Origin of the sequence: Xanthobacter autotrophicus (genome assembly GCF_030015065.1) — a bacterium.
In the GTDB taxonomy this organism is placed as follows: domain Bacteria; phylum Pseudomonadota; class Alphaproteobacteria; order Rhizobiales; family Xanthobacteraceae; genus Xanthobacter; species Xanthobacter autotrophicus_D.
In genome coordinates this window covers 1-23,564 of the sequence record NZ_JAIVFN010000039.1, presented here as the reverse complement: position 1 = coordinate 23,564, position 23,564 = coordinate 1, and the positions used below count along the sequence as shown (strand labels likewise).

The following is a 23,564-nucleotide window of genomic DNA, read 5'->3' as shown; positions in this document are numbered from 1 at the left end:
GCCTAGCTCTCCTGTGCGGCCTCGTTGTAGGCGGCGAGCGCCCGCCACCAGCCAAGCGCCTCGCCATCATCCATCGCGTCGATTTCGGCGGCGGCGAACCCGGTGTTCGCCGCCAGCCCGCCGAGGATCACTTCGGCGTTTTGCGGCCACCGTCGAAAAAATGGGTGGCGACCGCCGTCATGTCCCGCACGTCGGAGGCATCCATCTGGTCGAACAGGGCATGGGCGATGGCGGGGCGTAGGCGGGTGCTGCACGCCAGCAGCACCGCCGGCTGGCCCTCGGCCGGCGCGGCGGAGATGAGGCGGATGTCCTTGCCGGTCAGCCGGTGGAGGGTCAGCGCCTCGAACGTCTCGGTGCGCACCGTGCCGGACGAGGAGCGCACCTGCAGCGCCACGGGATAGACGAGAGGCAGGGTGACGGAGCCGTCCTCGTTGCGGATGGCGCGGGCCGGCAGCTCGGCCGCGGCCGAGCCGTCCTCGTCGATGACGGCGGACGAGGTGATCGGCTCGACCACCGCCGCCGGCGCGGCCGGCGCCTCGAAGATGTCGCTCGCCGACGTGGTGGCGGCAGCCGGCGTGGGGGTGGGATCTTCAATCACGAGTGCGGGGCGGGTGCTGGTCACGACACGATCTCCTCATATTCGCCGGCGCCCCACTTCAGCTCGATCTTGCCGCCCTCGCCGCCGGTCATCTCGGGGGGGCCGTCCATGAGGAACGCATCGGGGAAGGTGTAGATCTGGCCGGTGTCGCACTCGACCACCAGCTCGCCCTCCTCCGTGTCGTAGAGCGAGCGGTAGGATTTGCCCCGCTCCAGGTGCGTGGTGGCGGTGATCTCGGAGTTGACGAACTCCTGCGCCCGCCCGGCCTTGCGGCCGTAGACCACCACATTGTTCTTGAGGCCACCGAGCTTCAGCTTCGCGCCCTTCTCGACGTCGATGCGCCGGCCGCGCCAGGTGATGTTGATGATACCGAGGACCTGAGGCATTGAGCCCTCCTATCAGGCGTCGAACTCGAGGCGGCCGGCGAGGATCATGAGGTTGCCCATGATCGTGATCGGCTGCTTTCCGTTGAGCCGGTTGCGGTCGGTGTCGTCGCGCTCGAAGCGGGAGCGCGCGAGGGTGTCGGAAATGTTCTCGATCCAGCCCCGCGCCGCATAGAGCCGGCACCGGGCGCCCCAGGACCCGAGCATGCGCTTCGGCGTGACGATGACGCCATCCGTGTCCTGGCTGGCAGCGATGCTGTCGTCGTCGGCCAGCTTGGAGCGGGGATAGGTCAGCGACGTCCAGGCCGACCAGTCGTAGCGGATACGCGTGAGCACGCGCGGAACCATGATGTCCATCCAGGCGTGGTCGGTGATGCCGAGCGGCGACATCTTGTAGGTGGTGACCACGCGGTCGAGGGTGACGGCGCCGTCATCCAGCGCGTTGAAGGTGGAGCAGCCGCCCTGCAGCAGGAGGTTCTGCTCGTCTTCCGTGAACAGGGCGGCGGACGGCGGCGCGGTGATGCCCGGCAGCACCAGGCTGCGCAGCTGGCGGGCCGGATCGTTGGTGAGCTGGAAGGCCGCGACGCCGCCGAGGGCGGATGCCCACACCCAGGGCGGCTCGATCATGCCGTCCGCCCCGATGGGGGTGATGTGCGGCGAGTTGGTAATGGCGCACTTGGTGGTGAGCGCACCGAAGGTGCCGCGATGGCCGACGAACACGCCGCCATCCTTCCTGCCCATGGCGGTGAAGCGCGCGGCGAAATCGTCGGCGAGCGCGTCGAGAGTGCCGGAATCATCCCAGGGCACGACGACGTCGGTGAAGCGCTCCGCGGCGATCGCGTCCAGGATGTCCTGGACGTCGGGATTGGTGGCACCATTCGCCATCGCGCCGACCGCGACGGCGATGCCGGTGGGCATGCTGTCGTCGATGCGCCGGGCGACGGCATGGGAGATATGGTTGCCCACTTCGCCCTTGTGGCGCGCCGTGAGCGTCACCACGCCCGCGGCGGAGCTGGCGGTAACGGGCAGGCCGGCGCGCAGGGCGATGGCGCTCACCGCCGCCGTAGCCATCTGCGTCACGGTCATGCCGGTGGTGATCTTCACCGGAATGCGCACATTTCCGATATAGAGCGGCACCACGCCGGCGCCGGCGCCGGTGAAGGTGAAGGTGCCGGTCGCCGCCACGCCGGCCGCGTCGTCGCCCTGGGCGATGGCGTAAACATCGGTGGTCTTGTTGGCCTTCTTCCAGGCGCGGACCATGTCGTCGCCCACCGAGCCGACGCCGAACAGCGCGGCGCCCTGCTCGGGCCGGGTGATGCGGTAGAGCTGGAGCGCCTGGGCAGTACCGGAGGCGAGCTTCTGCACCATGAGGAGGGCGCGTGCCGGATAGGCCACGAGGCCGGCGCGGTCATAGTTGGCGGCCGCCTCGATATAGGTGCCGGGCTTGTAATACTCGTACGGGACCTCGTCGAAGTTGATCATGGTGCTCAGCTCCGGGACTTGGTGGTCTTCGCGGCCGCAGGCTCAGCCGGCGCGGGCGCCGTCTCGGCGGGCACGGCGGACGCCGGCGGCGGATCGACGATCTCGATCTCGCGCGCGGCGAGGCGGCGGCGCACATAGCGGTCCTTTTCCACCCAGTCGCCCTCGGCCGGCCAAGGGCGGCCGTCCGGCAGCGGCAGGGTGAGGCCCGGCGCCGGCCGGGCGAAGATCTTGTCGGCGTCGGCCATGTCAGGTCCCCAGATCGGTGGTGGTGGTCACGGGGAGGCCGTCCTCGCGCGGCGGATCGACCTCGAAGGTGGAGACGAGCTGGGCGAACTCGGGCGCCTCGGCGACGGCGCCGAGGGTGTCGCCGAACAGCGTGTGGCAGCTGAAGGTGAGGGTGCCGATGGCGATGTCGAGCCCGCCATAGCCGTCATTGTAGCTCTGCTCCACGCTGCCCACGGCCAGCGTGCCGATGCCGGGCAGGGCGCGACCATGCAGCACCGCCGCGGCGGTGGTGAGCGACGGGAACAGGCCCGGCCCCAGGCGGTCGCCCAGGAGCCGCGTCGCGCGGCCGCCGGCATTCTTGACGCACAGGGTGAGCCGCATTTGGTGCGCGCCCTTGAGGCGCCGGCCGCAATTGGCGTCGGGCGTGAATTTCTCCCAGTGCAGGCCGATCCAGGGCGTGACGCCCAGCAGGCGCTGGAACTCGGTCTGGGTCATGGGCCACGGCACCGGCTCGATGTGCCAGCGCCGCTCCGCGAAATAGGGCCGCAGCAGCGGCTCGATCGCCTGGTGGATCTCGGTGATGGGATCGACGCCGGCCATCTAGAGGCCTCCATCGGTGCGGGAGGTGAAGGCGCGCGGCCGGTCGGCGAAGCGCGCGCCGGCGGCGGCGGAGACGGGCACCAGCCCTTCCAGCGACACCCGGCCGAAGCCGAGGTCGGCGAGCCAGGTCAGCACCTCCTTGCGCGCCAGGCGCATCTGCTCGGAGGGCTCGCGGTCGCCGCCATGGGCGAGGTCGTAGCGGGCGAGCACGCAGGTGGCGCGCACCAGCTCGGCGGGGGCGGGCGAAACCGGCACGGCGTACCGCGCCCGCAGATAGCTGTCGACCAGCACCGACGCGTCCCAGAGCGCCTGCTCGATGCGGGCCGTGGGCATGGGCTCGCCCTCGGCCGGCAGGAGACCATCGGCGACGCAGACGCGGAGCATCTCCACGTCCCCGAAGCGCGAGGTCATGTCGGTGACGGTCGCGTAGCTCACGACTGCACACTCTCGATACCGAGCGGGCGGGGCCAGCTCCAGCAGCCGGGTTCCAGCTGCTCGGAGAAGAGCACCGAGCCGACCCACTGATCGGCGAGATAGTCGTCGTTGGGGCCGTCGGTCACGACCTTGAGGTTGCACATGCCGGGCGAGAGCGGATGGTCCAGCCCGGCATGGACGCGCACGATGATGGCGGGCCGGATCTCGCCGGCGCGCGGGCTGGTCTCGGGCAGCACGTAATGCACGATGCGGCCCGGCAGAAGCGGATTGGTCTCGGGCCGGAAGATAGGGCCCGCAATGAGCGGAGACATGCGTTTCTCCGCTCAGCTGGTGGACTTGGTGGCGCGGGCCTTCTTGGCCGGCGCAGAGACCGGTTCCGAAGTGGTCGGCTCGGAGGAGGTGGCCGCCACCTCCTCCGACGCCTCGCCGCTTTTCCCGGTGCCCTCGGCACCATGGGTGACACCATCCACTTCGGTCTGTCCGGAGGTGGTGGGTGCGGCGTTGTCCGGGGCATCGCCGGTGCCGGCCTGCATGGGACCGTCCGAAGACGGCCCCGCATCAGCCGGCGGTGGCGTCGGCGCCCCCTCGGTATTGGTGTCGCCCGCATAGGCATGCTGCGCAAAGATCTGGTTTGCGACGGGGCGGAACGCCTCGTTGCCGGTGCCCAGGCCGAGTGCCGTGACGACGGCATCGGTCAGATCGGCGACGAGATCGTCCGTGGGCGCGCCCTGCAGCAGCAGGCGCAGGACGCCTTCGACGGTCGGACGGTCGGGGCCGGCCACGGGGATCGCCTGGTCATCGTCGACCAGCTCCACCGAAAACGCCGGATCGGCGCGCAGCTGGGCGATCTGGTCGGCCGAGAACGTGTCCGCCGGCCAGACCTTGACCTTTTCGGCGTGCGTGACGCCGGCGCGGCGCATCCCCGGCGCCGCGCAGATGATCTTGATTTTCATGGTGCCTGCCCTCCCGCTCACGCCAGCCACGGAACGACGAGCAGCTCGGCGGTCCCCTTCCAGGGATTGGTGGCGCCGACCTCGTTGCGGTCGTTCTGCAGGATTTCGCGAGCCGCCTTTTCCAGCGAAGGCGGCACGATGAGGAGCCGGGGCATGATGCCCAGCGGGCGTCCGTAGTCGCCGGTCATGCCCGAGAGCGCCGCGCGGGCGGCGCCATAGCTGTCCGCGTCGAGCGGCTGCTTGGAGCCCCAGCAATACTGCCAGAAGCCGTAGCCGACATTGTAGCGGCCATCCACGCCATAGAGGAATTTCTTGGAGTGGTAGACGTTGTCGTCGTCGAGCTTGTCCTTCGGCACGAACTGCCAGGCCTTGCGGACCTGGAGGATGATCGGCTTCAGGGTGCGCCTGTCGTCGATCAGGAACCACGGCGCGCCGGCGCCGCCGTCCGTGTTGGCGACGGAGACCTCGACCTTGTTCTCGTTGAGCACGGGATGGTCGGTGTCGAAGAAATACTGGCCGTCATAGCAGGGCGTGGTGAAGCCGGCCTTCAGCAGCCCCCAGACGGAGCGGTCATAGGCGCTGGCGGTGGCGGCGCCCATCTCCTGGAACAGCGGCGCATAGATGCCGATGTTGTCGTCCTCGATGTCGTTGCGATCGACGGCGAGGGTCAGCTCGAAATCCTTGTTCTTGATGCGATAGGAGCCCGCCGAGATGTTCTGGACCTGGCGATCGCCGATCCACTCGCGCACGTTCGGCACCTTGCCGAGCCAGCCATATTCCTGCTCGCCCGTGGTGGACGGCACGGGCGTGGCGATGCGCTGATACTGGCTTTCGCCCTGGCCGAGACCCTGGGTGAAAGCCGTGTTGAAGCCCACGCCGAGGGTGAGCAGATTGGGACGGTTGACGATCATGGGAGCTGCGTCCTCAGAACTCGACCCAGACGCCCAGGTCATCCACGTCGCGGATGATGCCGGCGGCCGAGCGGGTGTTGCTTCCGTTGGTTTTTGCCACCGTCTGGTCATCGACGATGTAGGCCGGCGAGCCGATGTCGGCGCGGGTGATGAGGTCCGTCGACGTCGAGTTCGCGAAGCGGAACAGGCCGCGCTCGTACTCGACAGTGACCTGACCATCGACGGCGGGGCTCACCACCTGCCGCTTCACGCGACCGAGGGCCTTGAGCGTGGTCGCGGTGGCGCCGGGCGTGCCGTAGCCGGTAGCCGACACGCACATGAGGGCGCCGGCGTAGAAGGTCTTCGACGCGGCCGCGGGGATGGAGAAGTCGCGGTTGCGCCGCTCGGCGGTGTCCCGATCCTTGGTGAGCGCGGCCATGTCACAGCACCTCCATGGACTTCTTGGTCTCGGCGAACTTCTTGGGATCGAGCCCCATCAGCTCGCAGACCTCGCGATCGGCATCGCTGAGAGCCGCGCCGTCCTGCGCCGCGGCGGGCGGCGCGCGGCGCCCGCCCACGTGGAGCGACGGCAGGGCGCCCAGCTCCTTCTCCACCGCCTCCGGCTCCTTCATGTGCCGGGCGATGTAATGGTCGCGCAGGGTGCGGATCATCTTGCCGGCCACGATCTGGCCGTCGACGAACGCGACCGCCTTTTCCCTGGCGGTGTCGTTCTGGAGGTTGACCAGCTGCGTCTGCAGCTCGGTCACGGTGGTGCGCAGGGTCGCGACCTCCTCGCCCCCGCCGCCGGCGCGCAGGTGCGTTTCGATCTGCACGGCGGTCACCTTGTCGAAATCGAGCCCGGCGGCGGCGAGGCCAGACTTCACGGCGGCGAGCTTGCCGGCGTCGGACTGGCGCGCCTGCAGCTCGGTCACCACCTGGTCGCCGGTGGCGCCGTCCGCGAGGCCGAGGGCCTTGGCGATGGCGGCCGTCTGCGCCTGGTGGGTGGAGACGGCCGTCTTCTGCGCGCCGATGGCGGCGAGGATCGCCGCCTCGGATGCGTCGGCGGCAAGGCCCAGGGCCTCCCGCAGCTTGACGAGATCCATGTGATCGGAACTCCGGTTGTGGAGGGAGGCGAGAAAGAGGTTCGGATCGTTGACGAGAGAGGCGCGGACCACGCCCACGACACGCCCGGTGGCGCGCTCTACCAGCAGGTTCGGGGAGATGCCGCGATAGGACTTGTCAGCCATGAGCTGGCGACCGCTGCCGGTCCACTCGACCCGTCCCCAGATGCCATCGGCCCGGCTCTGCAGTTCCACGATCCAGCCGCGCGCCGGCGAGGGCTCGCCCCGCGGGGCCGCCACGTCGATGGCATGGTTCTCGTCGATGGCGAGCTTGCCGCCGGCCTTGAGGCCCGACAGGACGGCCTGGGCGTCGAGCGTGTAGGGTCCGCGGCCGTCGCGGCCCTTGAACGTCCCGGCGGGCACGAGGTGCACCCATTCGGGCACGTCGTCGCCGGCGAACGCGGAGAAGAGGATCAGATCAACGAGCATGCCGGCGACAGTGCCCGCCGCGCGATGATCGCGACATGCTGACAGGTGCAGGCTGCAGATCCGGGGCGCGGGGCGCGGCGACGCGCAGGGATGGCTCAGGAGCCGCGCGGCCCTGCCATGGGTACTTCGACAGCCCGCCCCCTGTCGAGGCCCGCCGGAGGCGCCTCTTACGCCTCTTACGCGCCTCTTAGAGCGGCCGGCTCCCGGTGCGCCGGTCGAGCGCGTCGATGATGGTCTCCAGGATCATCTGCTCGTCGTCGCGCGAGATGCCGATATAGGGCCGCGCCGGAATGGTCACGCTGCCGACGAAGACCATGCCGGACGCGAGCCGGAACACCAGCCACGGCCAGTTCTTCGGCTCGATCGTGGCGCCGAACTGGTGGACGGCGGCGTAGATCTTGTTGGTGCCCACCTCCACCTCGGCGCGGCCGGCGCGGAAGGTGATGGAGCCCATGAGGCCGCCGCGCATGGCGCTCTCGCGCAGGATGCCGGGCCCCTTCTTGATGGCCGCGTAAGCCGGCAGCAGCGGCGCCCAGGGCTGGCCGTCCGGCGACACCGCGTGCTCGAAGCGCGTGTGGGTGCCCTCCACCAGCCCCACGCCGATCGCCCGCATCACGGGCGTGGTGTCGTCCATGACGGTGGCGAGCGCGGTGAAGTAGGCCCGGGCGGCGCTGTCCGCGATGGTCGTCTGAAGGGTGACGCCGCTCATTTCCCGCGCTTGCCACCGGGGCCGAAGCCGCCATCGGGACCGAAGCCCTGGCTCCACAACGCGCCGAGCCGGCCCTTCTCCGCGATGAGGCGCGTCGCACGCTCATACTGCTGCGCCGTCCATCTCAGCTCTTCGATGGGCGCATCCGCATAGGACGCCGCATCGACGCCGGCCGCCGCGATGCGCTGGAGCAGTTCCTCGCGTTCAGTCATCGAGCACCTCGACCTTGATGCGGTTGCCGACCCGGGAGATCGCGCGGAGGCGCCGGCGCGGGGGCATCAGCATCTCATATTCGGGCTCGGCGGACACGCGCGGCACATGGTTGATATAGGCCGCCCGCGCGCCCGCCGGCAGGTCGATTTCGATGACGACACCTTCGGCTCCAGCCATTTCCGCGGCCATGCGGGCATCCACCGTCGCCGAGAAGAAGCCGGCTTCCGGGACCACATCCCCCACCTGCAGCCGCAGGGCCGGGCCGCCGGACACGCCGCGCCAGACCCGCACCGGCATCTTCAGCCGGGATCGCTCCAGCGCGGTCGTCAGCTGCTCGATCTGAGGACCGAGCACACTGTGGCTCGCGCCCGTGCGCAGCAATTCGTTCATGAGGAACCCGGCGGAGCCGCGATACTGGGCGACCGCATATCGCTCCTCCCGCGAGAGGGATGCCGCCCACTCCGCGGCCTCGGCCGCGAGGGTGTCATCGGCCTCCGCGAGGGATGCGAACTGCCGGGGCGGGATCGGCGTGCCCGCATGCGGCCGGCCGGCCGGAAGGACGGTTGCCAGCTCGTCGTCCGGCACCCGCGGGCGCGCAGGCCCGGCCGGCGTCTTCGGCATCTCCGGCAGGGCCGGCACCGCCGCGCGGGGCTTCAACGTGGCATTGGCCGGGATCTGCGGCGCCCGCCCGGTCCACTCCTGGCCGACATTGTAGTCGAAGCCGGGGTCGATCCCCTTCGGCACCCGGACGACCTCGCCGGTCTTGCGGATGACGTGCTCCACCATCTCCACCCGCGGTGCCTTGTCCGGCCCACTGCGGCCCATGCGGGCGAGGCCGCGGGCGGAGACGGGACGGGTCCTGCAGCCGCAGTGCCAGCCGTTGGGCGGATAGTGCGTCGACCACCACGGATCGTCAGCGCGCAGGACGGTTCCGTCCCAGCCCTTGTGCTCGATGCGCGGATGCAGGGCGCCGGAGTGCACATACTGCCAGAAAGGGAAGGCGGCGAGGGTCTCGGGCTCGGTCTGCTGGGCGTAGCGGCCGGCGCTATAGGCCATGCCGAGATTGGTCTCGAAGATGATCCGCGAGCGCCATCCCGGCGTGCCGGTGTGGTCCCAGCCGTGCTTCGTGACGATGGCGTCGAAGGACTTGCGGAACTCCTGGAGCGAGGTGCCCTTCTCCAGCGCCTTTGCCACCTCGGACCGGAAATCGTCCACCAGCGCCTGCGTGCCGGCGCCGGCCACCGTGAAGGACTTGACGTTGGCCCTGCCCCAGACGTCCGTGTAGTCCTGCGAGGTGATGTTCGCCTTCTGCCGCAGGAAGGCGATGGCCTCCTCGAAAGGCAGGTCCAGCGCGCTGAGGGTGGTGGCCATGGCGCCGGTCAGATCTCGTGACGCAGCTCATCCACCAGGGCGGCCTGTCCCACCAGGTGGGCGAGCGCCATGCCGCGCGTCATCGCCTCAGCGAACGCCTTGGGATCGAGCTGCATGCGCTCCAGGCGGTCGGCGAGGTCCTGCATGTCGGTCGCCTCGTCGAAGGCGCGGCGGATCTCGCCGGTGAGGCCGGCCATGACGCCGCTCATCTCCGCAGCCAGGCGCACAGTGAGCGCATCGACATATTCCGGGTCGGGCGCCGAGGCATGGAGCGACACGAGATGACGGGTGAGGCCGGCCGCCGGCGGCCGGGCACCAGCGAGCGGAGGGCCGCCCGGCAGGCCCGGCAGGATGGGTGGCGCCGAGGGCGCCTTGGGTTCCGCCGGCGGTGGCCGCCCGCCGATCTTGCGCACATTCTCGCCCTTGGCGGCCTCGGTGAGGCCGAGCCGGTCCAGGATCTGGCTCTCCTCGACTTCCAGCCCCTGCCTCCCGAGCTTGTCGATGGCCTCGACGATGACGGAGATGGGCAGCTCGTCGGGCCGGCCGATCATGAGCCGCGGATATTTCGCCTGCGGCCCGAAGTTGAAGGCCACCATCTGGTGGACGAGCTGGCGGTTGAGCGTCGCCGCGATCAGACGGGCGTCGGCCCGCTCCATGTCCTCCTGCACCAGGCGGTGCGTCCTGCCAGCGGCGTGGCTGCCGGGACTGGCATCGGTGGTGGCCGTCTGCCCCAGCACGAGCTTGGAGATCTGCGCATCCATCCAGCTCGCGCGGGCCTCGTAGAGCTTCGAGCCGTCCGCCGCGTTCTTCAGCTCGATGAACTCGATCTTCATCGAGTCCGGCACGATGGCGGCGCAATCCCCGGCGACGTTCGCCACCGCCGACCACAGGATCTCCTTGTCCTCGTCGGTGGCGCCGGCGCCGTAGCGGCCGACGCGGATCGGCATGCCGTAATTCTGGCAGAACAGCGCCCAGTCGCGCAGCGTGAACGCCTTGTACATCCACGCCCAGCTGGCAACGCGGGCGAGGCCGGAGCGGATGGTGAGGCCGCTCTTGGACTTGTGCCGATGCACGATGAACTTGTGCGGGGCCAGCGGCTCCTTGCCGATGCCCTCGTACAGCATGATCTCGTCGAGGCTCAGCTCGTCGACCGTGAACCATCGGGGATCGCGCCACGTGAGCGCGGTCGGGGTGGCGGGGCGTTCGGGCGTGGCCTCCCACTCGATTTCGAGGACCGAGAAGCCCTTGCCGATGGCATCGCAGAGGTCGAAAAGAGCCGCGTCGAGTACCCCTTCGGAGAGCCAGTCGCGGACGAAATCGGCATGCTTGATGTGCTCCGGATCGTCGCTCGCCGCCTCCACCGTCACCGGGATCTGCGAGACCTGCCGCTTCCGCGTGCCGAGCACGGCGGCATAATGCAGGTCGCGCTCCTCGATGTCCTCGGCCAGCTCCAGGTAGGCGAGGATATCGCCCTGGGCGGCGGCCCGGTGGATGCGCGCCAAGCGCGCCGGCGTGAGCCCGTCCGCCGGGTGGCCGGAGATGGGCGAGCGCACGCCGGTGAGCGTCGGCCCCGCCTTGGCCTTGTCGAACAGGGCGTCGAGGTCCACCGGGCGGCCATCGGGGCCGAGGATCTTGGACAGGCGGGCCATCACAGGCCTCCACGGAATCGGGGCAGAAGGGAATGGCGCGGTCGGTCATCCCGAGCCGGCCGCCAGAAGCCGTCGCGGTCCAGGCCGCCCTCGGTGGAGGCCGCGGGACGGGCCGCCGGGCGGTAGCCGTACTCCATCGGCTCCGAGTCGGTGGCAGCATGGGCAAGCAGGCCGGCGATCGCGCTGTCGCCGTGCCGGAACTCACCGTCCTGGCCCTTCACATGCTGGTCGGACATGGCCGGAAAGCCGTTGCGCAGGACCACGAGCCGGTGATCGGCGATGACATCCTCACCCATGGGCAAGAGCCACGTGCCGTCTTCGAGGGCCGCGCGGTATTCCGGAAAGTGGAGTGCGTACCACTGCGCCGTTGCCATCACGCACTCGACGCGGTCGACACCGAACTTCTGCTGGGCAGCTTCTGCATGTGACTGGCCGTTGCCGCGGGCATCGAGCTTGGCGAGCCACCGGGTCAGCAGGTCCAGGATCTCGAACAGGATGTAGCGCTGGACATCGAACGGCACGCGCCGCAGCTCGATCTGGAAGGCGACCGACCAGACGTCCCCGAGCCCTTCTTCCGCGACCACGATCACCGAGAGGTCGCCGTCTCGGGCGAAGTCCTGGCCGAGCACATGACGCTTGGAGGAATCGAGAGCGGCGAGCAGCGGGCGAACGTGCTCGGCGAACCAACGCTTTCCCACCGCCATGCGTTCGTCGTCGAGGTAGAAGGTCTCCGAAACCGACCACGGCACGATGGGGATGCCTTGGCGCTGCGCCTTCTGCACGAGGGCGCGCGGCAGGTAGACGCCGGACGATTTGCGCGGGATGGCCTCAAGCTCTTCGTCCCTCGCCTCATGGCGGGGACCGTAGGAGCGCAGGACGGTGTTGAGCCATGCCTGCCGGCCGGCCTGCGTCGGCGTCCATCCCCGCATGAGGCAGACGCGCTCGTACAGCCCGTTCTTCACCGCGAGCGAGAACGGAATGTGATGGATGGAGTAGTCGTAGAGGCCGGCCCGCGTGTCCTTGATCAGCGTGTTGAACGCGTTCTCCTCGCCGTTGTGCGAGGAGATGATGCGGATGCGCCCGCCCCAGATGAGGAGCGCGTTGACGGCATCGATCACGGCGGCCACGTCCGCATGGAACGCCGCCTCGTCGATCACCACCACGCCCTGCAGGCCTCGGATATTGGCCGGCCGGGAGGCCAGGGCAACGACGCGGAAGCCGGACAGGAACTGCACGCGCCAGGCGGTGATCTTGCGGCTGTCGCCGTTGGGGAGCCGGTCCTCGAACAGGAACTCCTGTATCGTGCCCAGCTCCTTCGACACCACCCGCGCGAAATGGCCCACGTAGCGGATGTATTCGATCCCCTTGTCCTTCACGTCGGGGATGTAGAACACATTGTCGCCGCCGGCGCTGAGGGAGGCGGCGGCGATCAGCGTGTTGTCGAGCGCCTCGCCATAGGTGATGCCGGTACGACGCCCTTTCGCGCCGAGCTTGAGGATGGACCGGTCCTCAATCCAGGCGACCTGGTGCGCCATGAGGATGCCATCCGCCAACGGGTCGTGGTCCGCCGGCAGCAATCGCACCGGGAAGAGATCGTCCAGGCTGGAGAGCGCGGGCAGCACCTGCGGCGTCGGGCTACGCATCGCCGATGTCCTCGGGCTGCGAGGTGGGCGTGGACGTATGGCGCAACCCCAGCACGCCGCGGCGGATCTCGGCGATACGTTCGGCGCTGAGGCCAGCCTCCTGCGCCACGCCTACCGCCACCGCGGCGGCGGCGGCCCGAGCCTTTTCAAACGCACGCTTCTCGATCGCCATGGTGCGCGCCACGTCGTCCTTGGCGGTTTTGCCGAGGTGATCGAGGGCCTTCGCAAGCTGCATGATCTCGCCGGGCGACATGTCGATGCTGCCGTCGCCGGTCATCATGGCGTCGATCGCCGTCTGCTGCACGCGGGTGAGGATGGCATGCAACATGGCGATGTTGCCACGGGTGACGCGGCTATCGTCGACCTCGCCCAGATCCTTGACCATGGCCTCGGCCACGATGCGCTGCCGATCCACCATCTCCTTGGTGCGCTCGGCCTCCTGGATATGCCGGTGCAGCGCCGAGCGCGACGGCACCACGGCGAGGTTGTCCAGCTCGCGCAGCTTGGCGACGATCTGGTCATAGGTCGCGCCCTGCTCACGCAGGCGCATGAGCCAGTCCTTGACCTCCTGGGGGAGCGCGTCGACCGAGGAGCGTTTGCCCATCTCAGTAGCTCGGCAGCTTGGGGGCGACGGCCGGGTGCTCGCGGCCGTTGGCGACGTCGAGGCCGAGACCCGTCAGCTCTACCCACGTCTGCAGGCCGATGGCCGAGGGCAGGTCCTCGGTGCGCACCAGGTTGTGCTGGGCGAGCAGCGCGATGTCGGCCTGCACCACGTCGCGCCAGGCGCGGTGGCGCGCCTGGGCGACCACCGTCTCCAGCACGCCGGCGCCGAGGCCGTGCCCCTCGGCCGCGGCGAGATGCTCCAGGATGAGGCGACGGCGGTCGCGGGCAAGATCTTCGGCAAGGCTCACGATTGTCTCCTCAGGATCTTGCGTCCTGGATCTGGTTGGCGAGCACCATCTCCACGGTGCGATCCACCTTGGCGACGATGCGCTCGACGCCGCGGACGGTCTCGGCGGTCACGGCGCTCTGGCGCTCCACGTCCGACATCCGGCGGTCGAGCGCGGCGATATCGGAGCGCGTGGGCAGGTGCTCGGTGACGGCCTCCAGGTGGATGAGCCGGCGATCGGTATCGCTCCGCCGCTCCTCCACCTGGGCGGTCAGCTCGGTGATGGACTTCTTGAGGTCTCCGGTGGCCTTGGCATGCTCGGCGCGCAAGGTCTCCGCCGCTGCTGCATGCTCCACCTTGGTCGGAAACTGGCTGCGCAAGTAGAGCAGGCCGATGCCCAGCAGAAACGGCCCGATGGCCGTCACCAGCCACACCCAGTCCTTGATGAGCGCCATCATCGCCAGTTCGTCCTCAGCTGGTCGTACCAAAGGACGAACCGCTGTCCGCAGCGCCCCAGCGCGGCGAGGATGCGGCGGTCGCCCTTCCAGAATTTCTCCACCTCACCGGCATCGAGACCGCGCTCGGGGATCTCGACGCCCTCCATGTGCAGGCAGGCGCGGATGTCCTCGGGGATCTCCGGCAGCACGCTGGGTGGCGGGGGCGGCGGCGGCTCAACGGATGCCGCGCAGCCGGCGAGCAGCATCAGCATCAAGGCAAGCGCGGGGATTTGGAGGGGTGGCATGGACGGCCTGTGCGTTGGACCTGTCCGCCTGCGCCGCCTCGGCGGCACGGGCGGCGTCGGAAGCGGCAAGGGTGGCGAGCGTGTCGAGACGGGCCTGCAGGGCGTTGCGCGCCGCCGTGACGGTGGCGAGCTGGGCGCGCAGGGCGCCGGCCTCGCACCGGCCGGTGGCTGCGGCCTCGCCGCCGTGCCAGCCCCACAGGGCGCCGCCGGCGCCGGCCACCAGCATCAGCAGGAGCGCGGCGGGATCGAGCAGGAGGGTGCCGAGGGCTTTCAGCATCAGAACCGCCCCCGCTCGCTGGCCAGCAACTCCGACGCGGGGATGCACCGCCAGTCGGTGGCGAGCAGGTCCTCGCCGGTGAGGCGATATTCGCGGATGCGGACCGGCGGCCCCCGCCACACGCCCATGAGCCGGCGCTCGGGGCCGATATGGATGTAGGCCGGCGGCAGCAGCTCCACCGGGCCGCAGGCGTCGGCCCACCGGCGGCGGGCCACCGCGTGGCCCTCGCGCAGGATGACCAGGGCGACCTCGAAATCGCGATCGGGAGAGCGCTCACGCATGACGGCCACTCACCTGGTCGGCGACGCGGCGCTCGATAACGCTGCCGAACTGGCGCCAGAGGACAAAGCCGACGATGAGGGCGCCGATCCACCAGTGCGACGTCGCCCAGCCGATCAGCTCGCGCGCGCCTTCCACCAGCGGGCGCACGGCCTGCACCTGGTCCACGGCGGACTGCGCCTGGTCGAGCAACCCCGCATCGCCCGCCTCCTTGGCGCCGCCGGCGAGCCCGAGGCCCACGATGGTCCTGACGATGCCGCGCCCCTTGTCGGCGATGGCAACCGTCTGTGAGCCGGCGGCGCGCAGGTCATCCGCCGTGGTGGCGGCACGCGCATCGGAAACGGCGCGGGGCGTCGCCTCGGCGAGGGCCTGCCGGGTGGCGTCGTCATAGTCGCCGGTGCCGGACAGGCCCTCGTAGACCTGGAACGCTCTGACCGCGCCCGTGGTGTCCGGACCCCATTTGCCGTCCACGATGCCGACCTTGGGATAGCCGAGGTCGATGAGCTGCTGCTGGACGGCCTCGATCTCGCGCTTCGTCAGCCGGGTGTGTTGCGGCGGCGGATCGGCCGCGCCTGCAGCCGCGGCGGCAAGCCAGCGCTCCCAGCGGCGGAAGGCTCCGGCGAGCTTGGTGTCGTACTGGTTTTTGGCATAGCCGGGGCCGTTGTAGCGGATGGCGAAGCCGACCCAGTCCTGCCGCTGCAGTTCGTCGACGAGGCCCTTCTTGCGGATCTCCGCGACCATCATGTCGACCTGGGCGGCAATGCCGCCGGCCGTCATATGCGCCACCATGGCGGTGGCCGTGCCGTAGCCCAGCTCCTCGGCCAGGAAGCCCATGGTCTGCCCGAGGCCCCAGCTGCAGGCGCGGTTCGCCGGCTCCTCCTCGATGGCGCGGGCGCGGGCGAGGAGCGCGAGGCGGGCGCGGGAGTTGCCCTGATCCTTGTACTGGGTGTCGCGCGACCACTTCGGGATGGCGAGGCCGGCCTTGACGGCGGCAGCAAGCTTGCCGGGCCAGCCCTGCTTCAGCTCGCGATGGAAGACGTGGCGCTCGAACAGCAGCCGCGGGGTGCGCCCGTCGATCTCCAGCGCGGTGCCGCCGCTCTCCACCTCCACGACGGCGAGGAGCGCCGCGGGCGGGATCTGCGCGTCCTTGGCCGCGGCGACGACGGCGTCGATGATGTCTTGGGAGAGCATGGGCGCCTCATCGGTGGAGATGAGGCAGGATGGCCGTGCGCACCCGCAGCGGACATGCTGACAGGTGCAGGCTGATCAGATCAGGCGGTCGAAGAAATCCATCTGACCGATCGCGCCCTCGGTCTCGGAGAGGATGCGGTACACGGAGCGCTCGCTGCCGCCCACCGCCCGCGCGATTTGCGCATAAGACATGCCTCGGGCGCGATAGACAAGCACCCGCCAGCGCCGGGCCACCGGCACCATCATCTGGCCGTGCCCGTAGCGCTCGGCGAGATAGCGCGCCGCGTCCACCCCGACCACATGCCAGATCTCGTGCCCTTCCGGGATCGGGCTAGGCACATAGAGCCGCGTGCCGCCCCACCGCTCCACCAGCGCAAGCGTCGGCTCCGGCCCGATCAGGCGGGCGAGGCGCGATACCTCGCGGGTGGGGGGCGGCAGATCGCTCATGGCTGCGCCGCCGCCTCCCGCACATAGGTGCAGGTGTAGACGATGGAGGTGGTGTTCGCCCCGTCGTGGCGGCACCACTCGAAACGCGCGGTGAAGCTGCCGTCCCGGCGGCTCCAGAGACGCGGCGTGCGCAGCGACATGCCGTTGCCCGTGCAGCGCGCATGATAGCGCTGCAGCTCCGGGTCGCCGGCGAGCAGCGTCTCGAAAGGGATGGTGACAGCGCGGCGGCGCGGCCGCCGGCAGGAGGGCGAGCGACGGCGGGCCATCATTTGCCTCCCGTCTTGCGGCCGAGGGCCTTGCGCAGGCGGCGCCCGAGGTCCGAGGAGATCTCGTCGAGGCCGCGCTCGTCGGCCGCGTCCAGGGCGGCGCGGGTCGGGGTGGCGGCGTACTCGCCCATCTCGTGGAGGCGTTTCACCTGGGCGCGGATCACCGCCAGCTTGCGCCAGCGCGGCAGCGTATAGCCCCACTTGGCGAGGGTGTCGGCGGGCACGTCCCACGTGATGTCGGACCGGCCGAGCCACCCTTTCAGCGCCTCGATCACCTTGCGGGCGTCCTTGCCGTCACGGACCCAGTTGAGCGAGGCGATGCCGGTCTGGCGCTCCACGAAGGCGACAAGAGCGCGGTCGGTGCGGTCCCTGACGAGGCCGAGATTGTAGCAGGCGAGCCAGAGCGCGCGGCACACACCGACATAGGCGCCTTCCAGCCGCAGGGCGCCCTCGGCCGCGGGCTTTACGGGCGCAGCAGCCGCAGGCGCGACGGGATTGGTCCAGGCCTTCAGCCGGTCCAGCACACGGCCGGCCTGGGTGGCGGACAGGCCCTTGGCGCTGCGCTGGCCGGTCTCGGCCTGGAGCACATTGCGATAGCTGTCGTCGTCGAGCCCCATGCGGGCCTTGAGCGCATGGATGGCGCCGATCTGCTTGGAGGAGGCGGGGGCGGCGGCGATCATTTCGCGATCTCCGATCGCGAGGGGCTGACCATCGGCTCCCCTCGCAACACCATGCGCGAGTGTCATGCCTCACCTCCCCCGCGGATCTTCTGTTCCAGCATCGCCATCTCGCGGGCGACCGCGGCATTGGTGCACGCGAGGGTCGCGAACTTGCGGGTGGCGTGGAGCACGGTGGTGTGGTCGCGCCCGCCGAAGGCCCGGCCGATCTCCGGCAGGGAGCGCAGGGTGAGCATCTTGGCCAGGTACATGGCGATCTGGCGGGGGCGCACCACGGCGGCCGTGCGCCGCTGCGAGCAGAGGTCCACGACGGACACGCCGTAATGCGCCGCCACCACCTTCCGGACCTGGGCAATCGTGATGCGCTGGAGCGCCCTTTCCCCCTCGTAGGCCGCCAGGATCTCCGCCGCCGCACCGGCGGTGATGTCGGCGCCCGACCAGTGGCGCATCAGCAGGCCCTTGATGGCGGCGCCCAGGACATGACCCTCCCTGCAGTGCTCGACGAGGTGGTCGAGCACGATCTCAGGCAGGCCAAACTCCGGGAAATGGAGCCGATGCGTCTGCACCATCGCCAGCGCCACGGCCTGAGTGTGGTTCCGGTCGAACGCGCCGAGGGTGACCAGCGCGGCCTCCCGGCAGATGCGGCGCAGGGTCGGATTGGCCTGCTCCACGGGAAGCGCCGCGGACGTGAGCACCAGGCGCGCCGGCTTCATCTGCATGGCTGGCGTCGCCATCTTGTCGTCGGCGTCATCGAGCACCACGGCGGTGGGGCACAGGATGCGCGCTGCCGTCGCGAGCAGCGACTTGCCGAGGCCCGGCGCGCCCTGGATGTAGAGCGGGCCTTCGATGGCGCCGGCGGCGAAGTGCTCCAGCGCCTGGACGGCGAGCGCGTTGGCCGGCCCGATCACCAGGCCGGGCATGGCATCCGCCACGCGGGGCGGCGGCGGAGGGGCGGCGGCAACGAGAGGCGCCGGCGGCTCCGCCTGGACAACCCTGGTCGGCCGCCGGCCGACGATGGGCGTGCGGACGCCGCGGCCAAGGCGGAGGCCCACCTCGCGATAATGCTGGTTGGCCCCGGCCTCGTCGGCGAAGGGCGTGGCGTCGTCGCAGTGGAGATCGAGCGCCGTCATGGCCGCGCCTCCTGCGCAAGGCGACGGGCGACCCGGCGTCGGAACTCCAGGAGCGCATCCACCGCATCGAACTCGAAGGTGGCTTCGGGGATGCCGGGCACCAGCAGGGTTTCCCCGTCATGGTCGTGGCGGGCCAGGCCCTCGACCACGTCGTGCAGCCGCCCCTGGTCTGGATCGTCCGCGATGTGGAGGGCGTCTGCCGGTATGCGGTGGCCGAAGCCGATGACGCCAGCGCGGTTGGTGAAGGCGAAGAAGGTCATTTTGCACCCCCGTCGCTCTCGATGGGCGCGCGCGGCTGGACGGCTTTGATCTCCAGCAATTTGGCCTTGATGGAGGCGCCCATCTTGTCGAAGACAGAATCGGCCTCTTCTTCGCTGCCGAAGGTGAAGGTGAGCACGACCTGGAAGCTCTCAAGATAGAGGTCCAGCTCGGTTGAGATGGGCGTCGGCCCCTTGGTCTCAGCCATCATCCCCTCCTCAGGCCCGAGCCAGATCGATGCTGATCGACTGCCACTGAGCATCAGGGGCGGCGCGCTCGTAGAAGCGGATGTAGGTCTTCGACCCGATCACGCGGATGCTGTCGCGGATCGCAGCCATTGCGCTGCGCCAGCGCTCGTCTGGGCTGTCGAAGCGCAGCAGCATGAACAGCTCGGCGCGGTTCACGACACCTTCCTTGTCGACCTGGAACGCGCGGGTGACGAGCGCGCGGATCTCGTCGCGCGAACCCTCCGCCCACTCGGAGAGGCAGGCATCCAGAAGCTTTTTCGCCGCCTGCAGCTCGGCGCCGAACTCGATCAGGTCGGCCACCTGCACCTGCACCTTGAGCGTGCCGTCGACAGTGGTCAGCGAAATATTGCCCTTCTGGCCACCGACCGTGGCGCCGTACTCCTGGGCGATAAGAGCCTGAAGGGAGCCGACATCATCGAAGCAATGGCCGCGGAACCGGCCAATTTGAGCCGACAGGTCACGCGCGTAGTGGATCATCTTGCGCACGGCTTCGTCGGTGAGTTTGTCCACCGGCTTGACGAGGGCCAAGGGCACCAGGGCGCCCTTGGCGTCTGCCATGTACTTCTTGCCGCTGACTTCAATCACGCCGTCGCTGTACGGCGCCGCCACGTATTCAGCCTGCGTTTCCATTGGTGGTCTCCGGGGTTTCAAGGATGAGGTAGCCGAGCGCGACAAGCGCCTCGGTGAGAGCGTCATGGGTCGCGCCGACAGCCGCATCGGCGGCCTCCGACGCGGCGAACTTCTCCGTGGTGTCGAGCGGGTGCTCCGTGGCGTCGAGCGCCACCTCCTGGGCGACGAGATAGTCCGCCGCCGCCTGGGCGACGCGCGCGAGGGCGACCACGGTCCGGACGAGATCGCGGGTGTCGTCCACGGACACCCTGTGAATTTGTCGCCGGTTGCCGGATGTGGACAGGAAGTCGGCGATGTCCAGTGCCCGGTGGAAAGCGGAGATGGAGACGGGAGCGCTCATGCCGCGCACCCTTCCTGCATCTCGCGCTTGAGGCGGCGGATGCGGCGGGCCGCCTCCTCCTCGCCAAAGTCGGCGGCGAAGTCCCGGTACTCGCCCCTCAGGCTGTCCGGCACCCATTTGGGCACGGGGATGGCGGCCTTCATCAGGCCGCTCGCGCCTCCCGTGGCGCGCCGCGCGGTGGCGTGGGCGCCCATGCCGGGCAGCGCGATCCCCAGGCGGGTGCAGTAGGTGTAGGCCGAGGTGATCTGCCACCCCAGCTCGCTGGCGATCATGGGCATGGACCACCCCTGGGCGATCCATCTCACGATGCGATCGGCGGTGCCGGCCGGCACCTTGTCGAGGCAGAGCCGGCTCATGCGGCGCCCCCGCTGCGCGGTGCCGCCGGGAAGGCGACGACATTGTCCGCGCCCATCGCCGCCGAGGGCACGACAGCCCGGCGTGGCGCGGTTCCGCCCAGCTGCGCCAGGGCGTCGAAGTCCTGGGCGACGGCCTCCATCTGGGTGAGGGTGCGCGCCAGCTCCTCCAGCTCGGCGGCACGGGCGGCGTAGTCGCGGAACTGGCCGGCCAGAACATAGGCGGCCGGGGCGGTGATGACGATGTCGCCGGAGAGGTGGCGCTCGTACCACTGGGCGATGAGGGTGAGTTCCTGGGACAGGTGCATAGCCGCCTCCTCACGCTGCGGTGTCGAGGCTGGACGACGACAGCTGCGACCAGGCCTGCCGGATGTGCCGCGCGCTCAAGGCCTCGCCGGAGCCGGCCGCGAGCATGTTGGCGATGCGCAGTGCCTTGGTGAGGCCGCGCAGGGCGCCGGGCTTGCGGGCGATCAGCTTGAGGAGGTTGGCCTCGGGCGAGGCCGCATCGATCCCCCAGGCCGCCACCAGGGCGCAGATGTCGCGGGCGCGGGGCGTCGCCTGCACGATCCGCATGCCCACCCGCGAATGCAGCTGCGCGAACTGCGCGCCCTTGGTCTCGCCGCCCTGCAGGCGGGCGAACACGCTCTCGTTGCCCGAGACGATGACGCCGCAGCGGGCCTTGTCGTGGATGGTGCGCAGCTGGTCGAGCGCCTGGCTGGACAGGTGCTGCGCCTCATCGACCACCAGCAGTGCCGAGGCGCCCTTGAGCCGGGCGACGATGGCACGCGACACATAGGTGTTGCGCCGCTCGATGACGCCCAGCTCGTCGGCGATGGCCGACAACATATTGTTGGGGCTGGAGAGGCAGGGCTCGGCGGTCACCACGTAAACGTTGGAGTGCTGGCGCTGGTATTCTTCGATGGCCGTGGTCTTGCCGATGCCGGCGCCCCCCACCACCACGCCAAGATCCGGCGCCGCCTGGGCGAAGGCCATGATCTCCATGACGGTCTGCGCCGTGGGCGTGGCGACGAAGCTCGGCGCCTTGGGCAGTACCGAATGGGTGCGCTTGCGCTCGCGCCGGGTTTCCAGCCACCGGCGCACCTTGATGGCGAAGCCGGAATTGTCACCCTTGTAGGTTCCGGCGTTCCACGCGGTGAAGGTGCCGTAGGCGATGCCGGTTTCCTTGGAGATGTCGGCCTGTGTCAGGCCTTCTTCCGCCATGATGATGCGCACTTCCGCGCGGATCGCCTCGATCTCTTCGAGGGTCAGCGTTTCTCCGACCGCGATATTCATGCTATGGATTCCTGGTTGCTGACATTGACCTGTTGTGATCGACGGCGCGGGGCTCACTCCTCCGCGCCGTCTCCTTTTCGGGAGGCGACGAGCATCGCGACGGCTTTCCCGAAATCCGTGAGCACGGCCTCCTGGTCGTGCGCGTGATCCACCTTGAGGGCCGCATTGCCGACGGTGCCGAACACCGGCCGCACCACCTTGGATTCGGGCGGCTCGGGCGGCGTGACCTGCGGCAGCATGGCGGCCACGTCCTCGGGCGCGAGGCGCCGCTCGGCGTGGGCCATGGTCTTGGCCGCCCGGAGCCAATCGGAGCGCGCGCGGGCATGGGCACGGCCCGCCTCGGTGTCGAAGAAGCCCACCGCCTCCACGCAGGGGGCGAAGGCGAGATAGGCGCCGTCCGGCCGGTAGAGGTGGACGCCGGCATGCAGCGCGTCTGGATCGAAGCGGGCCACCACCTTGCGGCCCATGGCGTCCACCAGCGCCTCGCACCAGTAGCGGTTGCCGTAGAGGTGCACGGCGCCGTCCGGCCGCCGCGCGGTGACCAGCTCGGACGCGAGGAGGAACAGGCGGGCCTGCTCGGCCGTCGCCTGACGGATAGGCGACACCTCGTAGGAGGCAGCAAAAGCCTGCTGGAATGAGAGCTTGCCGGCACAGGTGCCGGTGCGCCGGCCGAGCCGGCTGTTGTGCTCGGTAATGCCCTCGGAGATCACCTGCAGGAAGACTTCGAGGGGGATGGCCTTCGAGCCGTAATTCTCCGGCTTGTTGGCCACCGTGTTGCCGGTCCACGCGCCGGCGAGGCGAACATCCTTGGCGATGTCCTGGCAGAAGTCCCGGAACATGCGCTCGATGGGCTTGGACTGGCCGTGGTAGGGTGTCGCCCAATGCACCTCGCAGCCGAGCGCGGGGAAGAGGCCGGTGGGGTCCTCATCCTTCACCTTGAACCGGTACCGGGTCTCGGTGCCGCCGGTGAGCCACTTGCTGGCGAACGCCCGCCCGTTGTCGAGGACGATGTGGTCGGGGATGCCGTAGGTTTCGACCACGTCGCCGAAGGCGAGCCGAACCACCTCTTTCGTCTCGCTGCGGTCGACCCGCCACGCCAGGGTGAGGCCCGAATAGAGGTCCTGCCAGGCGGCTATGACCGGCCGTGCGATGGTGCCGTCCAGCCACTTGACCCAGACGTCCCATTTGTGGCCGTCCGCGTTGACCGCCTCCAGCGCATGGAGCGCGGTGCGGTCGCGCTGCTGGGCGGGATAGAGGCGCTTGAGCGCCTCGGGCCCCTGCCGGAAATAGACGGTGGTCGCCCGGTCGAGCTTGGCCAAGCGGCGCTCCAGTGTCTTGCGCGACGGGATGGTCCAGCCCCGCTCCTTCGCGATCTTCTCAAGGTCGCGATAGCACTTGGTGGCGGTGGGCTGCTCCTGCCGCAGGTACAGCCCCTTGAAACACTCCCACGCCTCCGGCGAGCACTCGGCCTCGGCCTGCCGCCCGGCATGCTGCGGGGCGAGGAAGGGGAGCCAGTCGGCCCGCTCGATGCCGTGCACCTCCGCCGCCCAGTTGTAGAGGGTGCGTCGGGTGAGCTTGAGCTGGCCGGCCACCATCATCATGGCGAGGTCGCGCTCGGTGCCGGCGACGACGAGCGCATCCACCGCCTGCAGGGCTTCCAGCTTGGCACGGGCCTGCGCCTTCTTGGTCTCGGTCAGGCATTCGAACCATTTCCAGTGAGGTGGTCCCGGTTTGGCGGACAGATTGGCGGCTTTGCTAAGCTTGGTTCTGGTGTGCGTTACGCCGCCATGTCGATGCTGTCGCAGGCCGTATGGACCTCCTCCGGCGTTCTGCCGCCGAGGGC

Annotated in this window: 36 protein-coding genes; all 36 read right to left on the bottom strand. The window is 69.6% G+C overall.

Annotation, left to right across the window (positions count from 1 at the left end; all coding sequences use genetic code 11):
• Nucleotides 1-2 precede the first annotated feature (2 nt).
• Complete coding sequence (locus K9U40_RS10305) at nucleotides 3-131, bottom strand: hypothetical protein (protein ID WP_282890107.1); 129 nt, start codon at nucleotides 129-131, stop codon at nucleotides 3-5.
• Entirely contained in the window at nucleotides 128-622 is a 495-nt protein-coding gene (locus tag K9U40_RS10300) for a hypothetical protein (RefSeq protein WP_282890106.1), read from the bottom strand. The genes K9U40_RS10305 and K9U40_RS10300 overlap by 4 nt, the downstream gene beginning before the upstream one ends.
• Nucleotides 619-984: a phage tail tube protein gene (locus K9U40_RS10295; RefSeq protein ID WP_282890105.1), complete on the bottom strand. Its 366-nt coding sequence runs from the start codon at nucleotides 982-984 to the stop codon at nucleotides 619-621. Before K9U40_RS10295 ends, K9U40_RS10300 begins: the two co-directional genes overlap by 4 nt.
• A 12-nt stretch (nucleotides 985-996) precedes the next feature.
• Nucleotides 997-2,463 carry a phage tail sheath subtilisin-like domain-containing protein gene (locus tag K9U40_RS10290; protein ID WP_282890104.1) on the bottom strand — a complete coding sequence of 489 codons (1,467 nt, stop codon included), beginning with the start codon at nucleotides 2,461-2,463 and terminating at the stop codon, nucleotides 997-999.
• A gap of 5 nt (nucleotides 2,464-2,468) precedes the next feature.
• Nucleotides 2,469-2,708 carry a DUF2635 domain-containing protein gene (locus K9U40_RS10285; protein ID WP_282890103.1) on the bottom strand — a complete coding sequence of 80 codons (240 nt, stop codon included), beginning with the start codon at nucleotides 2,706-2,708 and terminating at the stop codon, nucleotides 2,469-2,471.
• A 1-nt stretch (nucleotide 2,709) separates the two neighbouring features.
• Nucleotides 2,710-3,288 carry a hypothetical protein gene (locus K9U40_RS10280; RefSeq protein ID WP_282890102.1) on the bottom strand — a complete coding sequence of 193 codons (579 nt, stop codon included), beginning with the start codon at nucleotides 3,286-3,288 and terminating at the stop codon, nucleotides 2,710-2,712.
• The gene (locus K9U40_RS10275; protein WP_282890101.1) at nucleotides 3,289-3,723 is read right to left on the bottom strand and encodes a gp436 family protein; all 435 of its coding nucleotides are present in this window, start codon (nucleotides 3,721-3,723) and stop codon (nucleotides 3,289-3,291) included.
• Nucleotides 3,720-4,034 (bottom strand): hypothetical protein, encoded by a 315-nt coding sequence (locus K9U40_RS10270; RefSeq protein WP_282890100.1) that lies wholly within the window; start codon nucleotides 4,032-4,034, stop codon nucleotides 3,720-3,722. The genes K9U40_RS10275 and K9U40_RS10270 overlap by 4 nt, the downstream gene beginning before the upstream one ends.
• A gap of 12 nt (nucleotides 4,035-4,046) precedes the next feature.
• On the bottom strand, nucleotides 4,047-4,676 hold the full coding sequence (locus K9U40_RS10265; RefSeq protein WP_282890099.1) for an HI1506-related protein: 630 nt from the start codon (nucleotides 4,674-4,676) through the stop codon (nucleotides 4,047-4,049).
• Nucleotides 4,677-4,693: 17 nt separating this feature from the next.
• On the bottom strand, nucleotides 4,694-5,587 hold the full coding sequence (locus K9U40_RS10260) for a Mu-like prophage major head subunit gpT family protein (RefSeq protein WP_282890098.1): 894 nt from the start codon (nucleotides 5,585-5,587) through the stop codon (nucleotides 4,694-4,696).
• A gap of 13 nt (nucleotides 5,588-5,600) precedes the next feature.
• Nucleotides 5,601-6,005, bottom strand: coding sequence for a hypothetical protein (locus tag K9U40_RS10255; protein WP_282890097.1), 405 nt, complete (start codon nucleotides 6,003-6,005; stop codon nucleotides 5,601-5,603).
• Nucleotide 6,006: 1 nt separating this feature from the next.
• Entirely contained in the window at nucleotides 6,007-7,116 is a 1,110-nt protein-coding gene (locus tag K9U40_RS10250; protein ID WP_282890096.1) for a phage protease, read from the bottom strand.
• A gap of 187 nt (nucleotides 7,117-7,303) precedes the next feature.
• Nucleotides 7,304-7,825, bottom strand: a complete 522-nt coding sequence (locus K9U40_RS10245) for a phage virion morphogenesis protein (RefSeq protein WP_282890095.1) — start codon at nucleotides 7,823-7,825, stop codon at nucleotides 7,304-7,306.
• Nucleotides 7,822-8,037 (bottom strand): hypothetical protein, encoded by a 216-nt coding sequence (locus K9U40_RS10240; protein WP_282890094.1) that lies wholly within the window; start codon nucleotides 8,035-8,037, stop codon nucleotides 7,822-7,824. The genes K9U40_RS10245 and K9U40_RS10240 overlap by 4 nt, the downstream gene beginning before the upstream one ends.
• Entirely contained in the window at nucleotides 8,030-9,409 is a 1,380-nt protein-coding gene (locus K9U40_RS10235) for a phage minor head protein (RefSeq protein WP_282890093.1), read from the bottom strand. The genes K9U40_RS10240 and K9U40_RS10235 overlap by 8 nt, the downstream gene beginning before the upstream one ends.
• 8 nt (nucleotides 9,410-9,417) lie before the next feature.
• A complete protein-coding gene (locus K9U40_RS10230; RefSeq protein ID WP_282890092.1) occupies nucleotides 9,418-11,058 on the bottom strand; it encodes a DUF935 domain-containing protein in 1,641 nt (546 codons plus the stop codon).
• A complete protein-coding gene (locus K9U40_RS10225; protein WP_282890091.1) occupies nucleotides 11,058-12,701 on the bottom strand; it encodes a hypothetical protein in 1,644 nt (547 codons plus the stop codon). Before K9U40_RS10225 ends, K9U40_RS10230 begins: the two co-directional genes overlap by 1 nt.
• Nucleotides 12,694-13,305 (bottom strand): DUF3486 family protein, encoded by a 612-nt coding sequence (locus tag K9U40_RS10220; RefSeq protein ID WP_282890090.1) that lies wholly within the window; start codon nucleotides 13,303-13,305, stop codon nucleotides 12,694-12,696. Before K9U40_RS10220 ends, K9U40_RS10225 begins: the two co-directional genes overlap by 8 nt.
• Nucleotide 13,306: 1 nt before the next feature.
• Nucleotides 13,307-13,612, bottom strand: a complete 306-nt coding sequence (locus K9U40_RS10215) for a hypothetical protein (RefSeq protein WP_282890089.1) — start codon at nucleotides 13,610-13,612, stop codon at nucleotides 13,307-13,309.
• 10 nt (nucleotides 13,613-13,622) lie between these two features.
• Nucleotides 13,623-14,048 (bottom strand): DUF2730 family protein, encoded by a 426-nt coding sequence (locus tag K9U40_RS10210; protein WP_282890088.1) that lies wholly within the window; start codon nucleotides 14,046-14,048, stop codon nucleotides 13,623-13,625.
• Nucleotides 14,045-14,299 carry a hypothetical protein gene (locus tag K9U40_RS10205; RefSeq protein WP_282890087.1) on the bottom strand — a complete coding sequence of 85 codons (255 nt, stop codon included), beginning with the start codon at nucleotides 14,297-14,299 and terminating at the stop codon, nucleotides 14,045-14,047. Before K9U40_RS10205 ends, K9U40_RS10210 begins: the two co-directional genes overlap by 4 nt.
• Nucleotides 14,262-14,609 (bottom strand): hypothetical protein, encoded by a 348-nt coding sequence (locus tag K9U40_RS10200; RefSeq protein ID WP_282890086.1) that lies wholly within the window; start codon nucleotides 14,607-14,609, stop codon nucleotides 14,262-14,264. The genes K9U40_RS10205 and K9U40_RS10200 overlap by 38 nt, the downstream gene beginning before the upstream one ends.
• Nucleotides 14,609-14,890 carry a hypothetical protein gene (locus K9U40_RS10195; protein ID WP_282890085.1) on the bottom strand — a complete coding sequence of 94 codons (282 nt, stop codon included), beginning with the start codon at nucleotides 14,888-14,890 and terminating at the stop codon, nucleotides 14,609-14,611. Before K9U40_RS10195 ends, K9U40_RS10200 begins: the two co-directional genes overlap by 1 nt.
• Nucleotides 14,883-16,079 carry an N-acetylmuramidase domain-containing protein gene (locus tag K9U40_RS10190; RefSeq protein WP_282890084.1) on the bottom strand — a complete coding sequence of 399 codons (1,197 nt, stop codon included), beginning with the start codon at nucleotides 16,077-16,079 and terminating at the stop codon, nucleotides 14,883-14,885. Before K9U40_RS10190 ends, K9U40_RS10195 begins: the two co-directional genes overlap by 8 nt.
• A 75-nt stretch (nucleotides 16,080-16,154) precedes the next feature.
• Nucleotides 16,155-16,526 (bottom strand): helix-turn-helix domain-containing protein, encoded by a 372-nt coding sequence (locus K9U40_RS10185; protein WP_282890083.1) that lies wholly within the window; start codon nucleotides 16,524-16,526, stop codon nucleotides 16,155-16,157.
• Nucleotides 16,523-16,792, bottom strand: a complete 270-nt coding sequence (locus K9U40_RS10180) for a hypothetical protein (protein WP_282890082.1) — start codon at nucleotides 16,790-16,792, stop codon at nucleotides 16,523-16,525. Before K9U40_RS10180 ends, K9U40_RS10185 begins: the two co-directional genes overlap by 4 nt.
• Nucleotides 16,792-17,472 (bottom strand): regulatory protein GemA, encoded by a 681-nt coding sequence (locus K9U40_RS10175; RefSeq protein WP_282890081.1) that lies wholly within the window; start codon nucleotides 17,470-17,472, stop codon nucleotides 16,792-16,794. Before K9U40_RS10175 ends, K9U40_RS10180 begins: the two co-directional genes overlap by 1 nt.
• 62 nt (nucleotides 17,473-17,534) lie before the next feature.
• Nucleotides 17,535-18,599 carry a helix-turn-helix domain-containing protein gene (locus K9U40_RS10170; protein WP_282890080.1) on the bottom strand — a complete coding sequence of 355 codons (1,065 nt, stop codon included), beginning with the start codon at nucleotides 18,597-18,599 and terminating at the stop codon, nucleotides 17,535-17,537.
• Nucleotides 18,596-18,859, bottom strand: coding sequence for a host nuclease inhibitor protein (locus tag K9U40_RS10165; RefSeq protein ID WP_282890079.1), 264 nt, complete (start codon nucleotides 18,857-18,859; stop codon nucleotides 18,596-18,598). The genes K9U40_RS10170 and K9U40_RS10165 overlap by 4 nt, the downstream gene beginning before the upstream one ends.
• Nucleotides 18,856-19,065, bottom strand: a complete 210-nt coding sequence (locus tag K9U40_RS10160) for a hypothetical protein (RefSeq protein WP_282890078.1) — start codon at nucleotides 19,063-19,065, stop codon at nucleotides 18,856-18,858. The genes K9U40_RS10165 and K9U40_RS10160 overlap by 4 nt, the downstream gene beginning before the upstream one ends.
• Nucleotides 19,066-19,075: 10 nt before the next feature.
• Nucleotides 19,076-19,735, bottom strand: coding sequence for a DUF3164 family protein (locus K9U40_RS10155; protein ID WP_282890077.1), 660 nt, complete (start codon nucleotides 19,733-19,735; stop codon nucleotides 19,076-19,078).
• Nucleotides 19,719-20,075: a hypothetical protein gene (locus K9U40_RS10150; RefSeq protein ID WP_282890076.1), complete on the bottom strand. Its 357-nt coding sequence runs from the start codon at nucleotides 20,073-20,075 to the stop codon at nucleotides 19,719-19,721. The genes K9U40_RS10155 and K9U40_RS10150 overlap by 17 nt, the downstream gene beginning before the upstream one ends.
• Complete coding sequence (locus K9U40_RS10145; protein WP_282890075.1) at nucleotides 20,072-20,431, bottom strand: hypothetical protein; 360 nt, start codon at nucleotides 20,429-20,431, stop codon at nucleotides 20,072-20,074. Before K9U40_RS10145 ends, K9U40_RS10150 begins: the two co-directional genes overlap by 4 nt.
• Nucleotides 20,428-20,736 carry a hypothetical protein gene (locus tag K9U40_RS10140; protein WP_282890074.1) on the bottom strand — a complete coding sequence of 103 codons (309 nt, stop codon included), beginning with the start codon at nucleotides 20,734-20,736 and terminating at the stop codon, nucleotides 20,428-20,430. The genes K9U40_RS10145 and K9U40_RS10140 overlap by 4 nt, the downstream gene beginning before the upstream one ends.
• A 10-nt stretch (nucleotides 20,737-20,746) precedes the next feature.
• Nucleotides 20,747-21,721, bottom strand: coding sequence for an AAA family ATPase (locus K9U40_RS10135; RefSeq protein WP_282890073.1), 975 nt, complete (start codon nucleotides 21,719-21,721; stop codon nucleotides 20,747-20,749).
• Between the two features lie 53 nt (nucleotides 21,722-21,774).
• The coding region (locus K9U40_RS10130; protein WP_282890072.1) for a transposase domain-containing protein at nucleotides 21,775-23,564 on the bottom strand (1,790 nt) is incomplete at its 5' end.

Bases quoted from the DNA above. Each gene is read 5' to 3' on its own strand.
- K9U40_RS10145 (WP_282890075.1), bottom strand. From the start codon at position 20,431: ATGAGCCGGCTCTGCCTCGACAAGGTGCCGGCCGGCACCGCCGATCGC.
- K9U40_RS10270 (WP_282890100.1), bottom strand. From the start codon at position 4,034: ATGTCTCCGCTCATTGCGGGCCCTATCTTCCGGCCCGAGACCAATCCG.
- K9U40_RS10190 (WP_282890084.1), bottom strand. From the start codon at position 16,079: ATGCTCTCCCAAGACATCATCGACGCCGTCGTCGCCGCGGCCAAGGAC.
- K9U40_RS10160 (WP_282890078.1), bottom strand. From the start codon at position 19,065: ATGGCTGAGACCAAGGGGCCGACGCCCATCTCAACCGAGCTGGACCTC.
- K9U40_RS10240 (WP_282890094.1), bottom strand. From the start codon at position 8,037: ATGACTGAACGCGAGGAACTGCTCCAGCGCATCGCGGCGGCCGGCGTC.
- K9U40_RS10140 (WP_282890074.1), bottom strand. From the start codon at position 20,736: ATGCACCTGTCCCAGGAACTCACCCTCATCGCCCAGTGGTACGAGCGC.
- K9U40_RS10195 (WP_282890085.1), bottom strand. From the start codon at position 14,890: ATGCGTGAGCGCTCTCCCGATCGCGATTTCGAGGTCGCCCTGGTCATC.
- K9U40_RS10235 (WP_282890093.1), bottom strand. From the start codon at position 9,409: ATGGCCACCACCCTCAGCGCGCTGGACCTGCCTTTCGAGGAGGCCATC.
- K9U40_RS10205 (WP_282890087.1), bottom strand. From the start codon at position 14,299: ATGCTGATGCTGCTCGCCGGCTGCGCGGCATCCGTTGAGCCGCCGCCG.
- K9U40_RS10285 (WP_282890103.1), bottom strand. From the start codon at position 2,708: ATGGCCGACGCCGACAAGATCTTCGCCCGGCCGGCGCCGGGCCTCACC.
- K9U40_RS10225 (WP_282890091.1), bottom strand. From the start codon at position 12,701: ATGCGTAGCCCGACGCCGCAGGTGCTGCCCGCGCTCTCCAGCCTGGAC.
- K9U40_RS10265 (WP_282890099.1), bottom strand. From the start codon at position 4,676: ATGAAAATCAAGATCATCTGCGCGGCGCCGGGGATGCGCCGCGCCGGC.
- K9U40_RS10200 (WP_282890086.1), bottom strand. From the start codon at position 14,609: ATGCTGAAAGCCCTCGGCACCCTCCTGCTCGATCCCGCCGCGCTCCTG.
- K9U40_RS10170 (WP_282890080.1), bottom strand. From the start codon at position 18,599: ATGACGGCGCTCGATCTCCACTGCGACGACGCCACGCCCTTCGCCGAC.
- K9U40_RS10245 (WP_282890095.1), bottom strand. From the start codon at position 7,825: ATGAGCGGCGTCACCCTTCAGACGACCATCGCGGACAGCGCCGCCCGG.
- K9U40_RS10165 (WP_282890079.1), bottom strand. From the start codon at position 18,859: ATGACCTTCTTCGCCTTCACCAACCGCGCTGGCGTCATCGGCTTCGGC.
- K9U40_RS10230 (WP_282890092.1), bottom strand. From the start codon at position 11,058: ATGGCCCGCCTGTCCAAGATCCTCGGCCCCGATGGCCGCCCGGTGGAC.
- K9U40_RS10280 (WP_282890102.1), bottom strand. From the start codon at position 3,288: ATGGCCGGCGTCGATCCCATCACCGAGATCCACCAGGCGATCGAGCCG.
- K9U40_RS10295 (WP_282890105.1), bottom strand. From the start codon at position 984: ATGCCTCAGGTCCTCGGTATCATCAACATCACCTGGCGCGGCCGGCGC.
- K9U40_RS10155 (WP_282890077.1), bottom strand. From the start codon at position 19,735: ATGGAAACGCAGGCTGAATACGTGGCGGCGCCGTACAGCGACGGCGTG.
- K9U40_RS10135 (WP_282890073.1), bottom strand. From the start codon at position 21,721: ATGAATATCGCGGTCGGAGAAACGCTGACCCTCGAAGAGATCGAGGCG.
- K9U40_RS10250 (WP_282890096.1), bottom strand. From the start codon at position 7,116: ATGCTCGTTGATCTGATCCTCTTCTCCGCGTTCGCCGGCGACGACGTG.
- K9U40_RS10150 (WP_282890076.1), bottom strand. From the start codon at position 20,075: ATGAGCGCTCCCGTCTCCATCTCCGCTTTCCACCGGGCACTGGACATC.
- K9U40_RS10210 (WP_282890088.1), bottom strand. From the start codon at position 14,048: ATGATGGCGCTCATCAAGGACTGGGTGTGGCTGGTGACGGCCATCGGG.
- K9U40_RS10255 (WP_282890097.1), bottom strand. From the start codon at position 6,005: ATGGCCGCGCTCACCAAGGATCGGGACACCGCCGAGCGGCGCAACCGC.
- K9U40_RS10220 (WP_282890090.1), bottom strand. From the start codon at position 13,305: ATGGGCAAACGCTCCTCGGTCGACGCGCTCCCCCAGGAGGTCAAGGAC.
- K9U40_RS10175 (WP_282890081.1), bottom strand. From the start codon at position 17,472: ATGATCGCCGCCGCCCCCGCCTCCTCCAAGCAGATCGGCGCCATCCAT.
- K9U40_RS10290 (WP_282890104.1), bottom strand. From the start codon at position 2,463: ATGATCAACTTCGACGAGGTCCCGTACGAGTATTACAAGCCCGGCACC.
- K9U40_RS10180 (WP_282890082.1), bottom strand. From the start codon at position 16,792: ATGGCCCGCCGTCGCTCGCCCTCCTGCCGGCGGCCGCGCCGCCGCGCT.
- K9U40_RS10185 (WP_282890083.1), bottom strand. From the start codon at position 16,526: ATGAGCGATCTGCCGCCCCCCACCCGCGAGGTATCGCGCCTCGCCCGC.
- K9U40_RS10260 (WP_282890098.1), bottom strand. From the start codon at position 5,587: ATGATCGTCAACCGTCCCAATCTGCTCACCCTCGGCGTGGGCTTCAAC.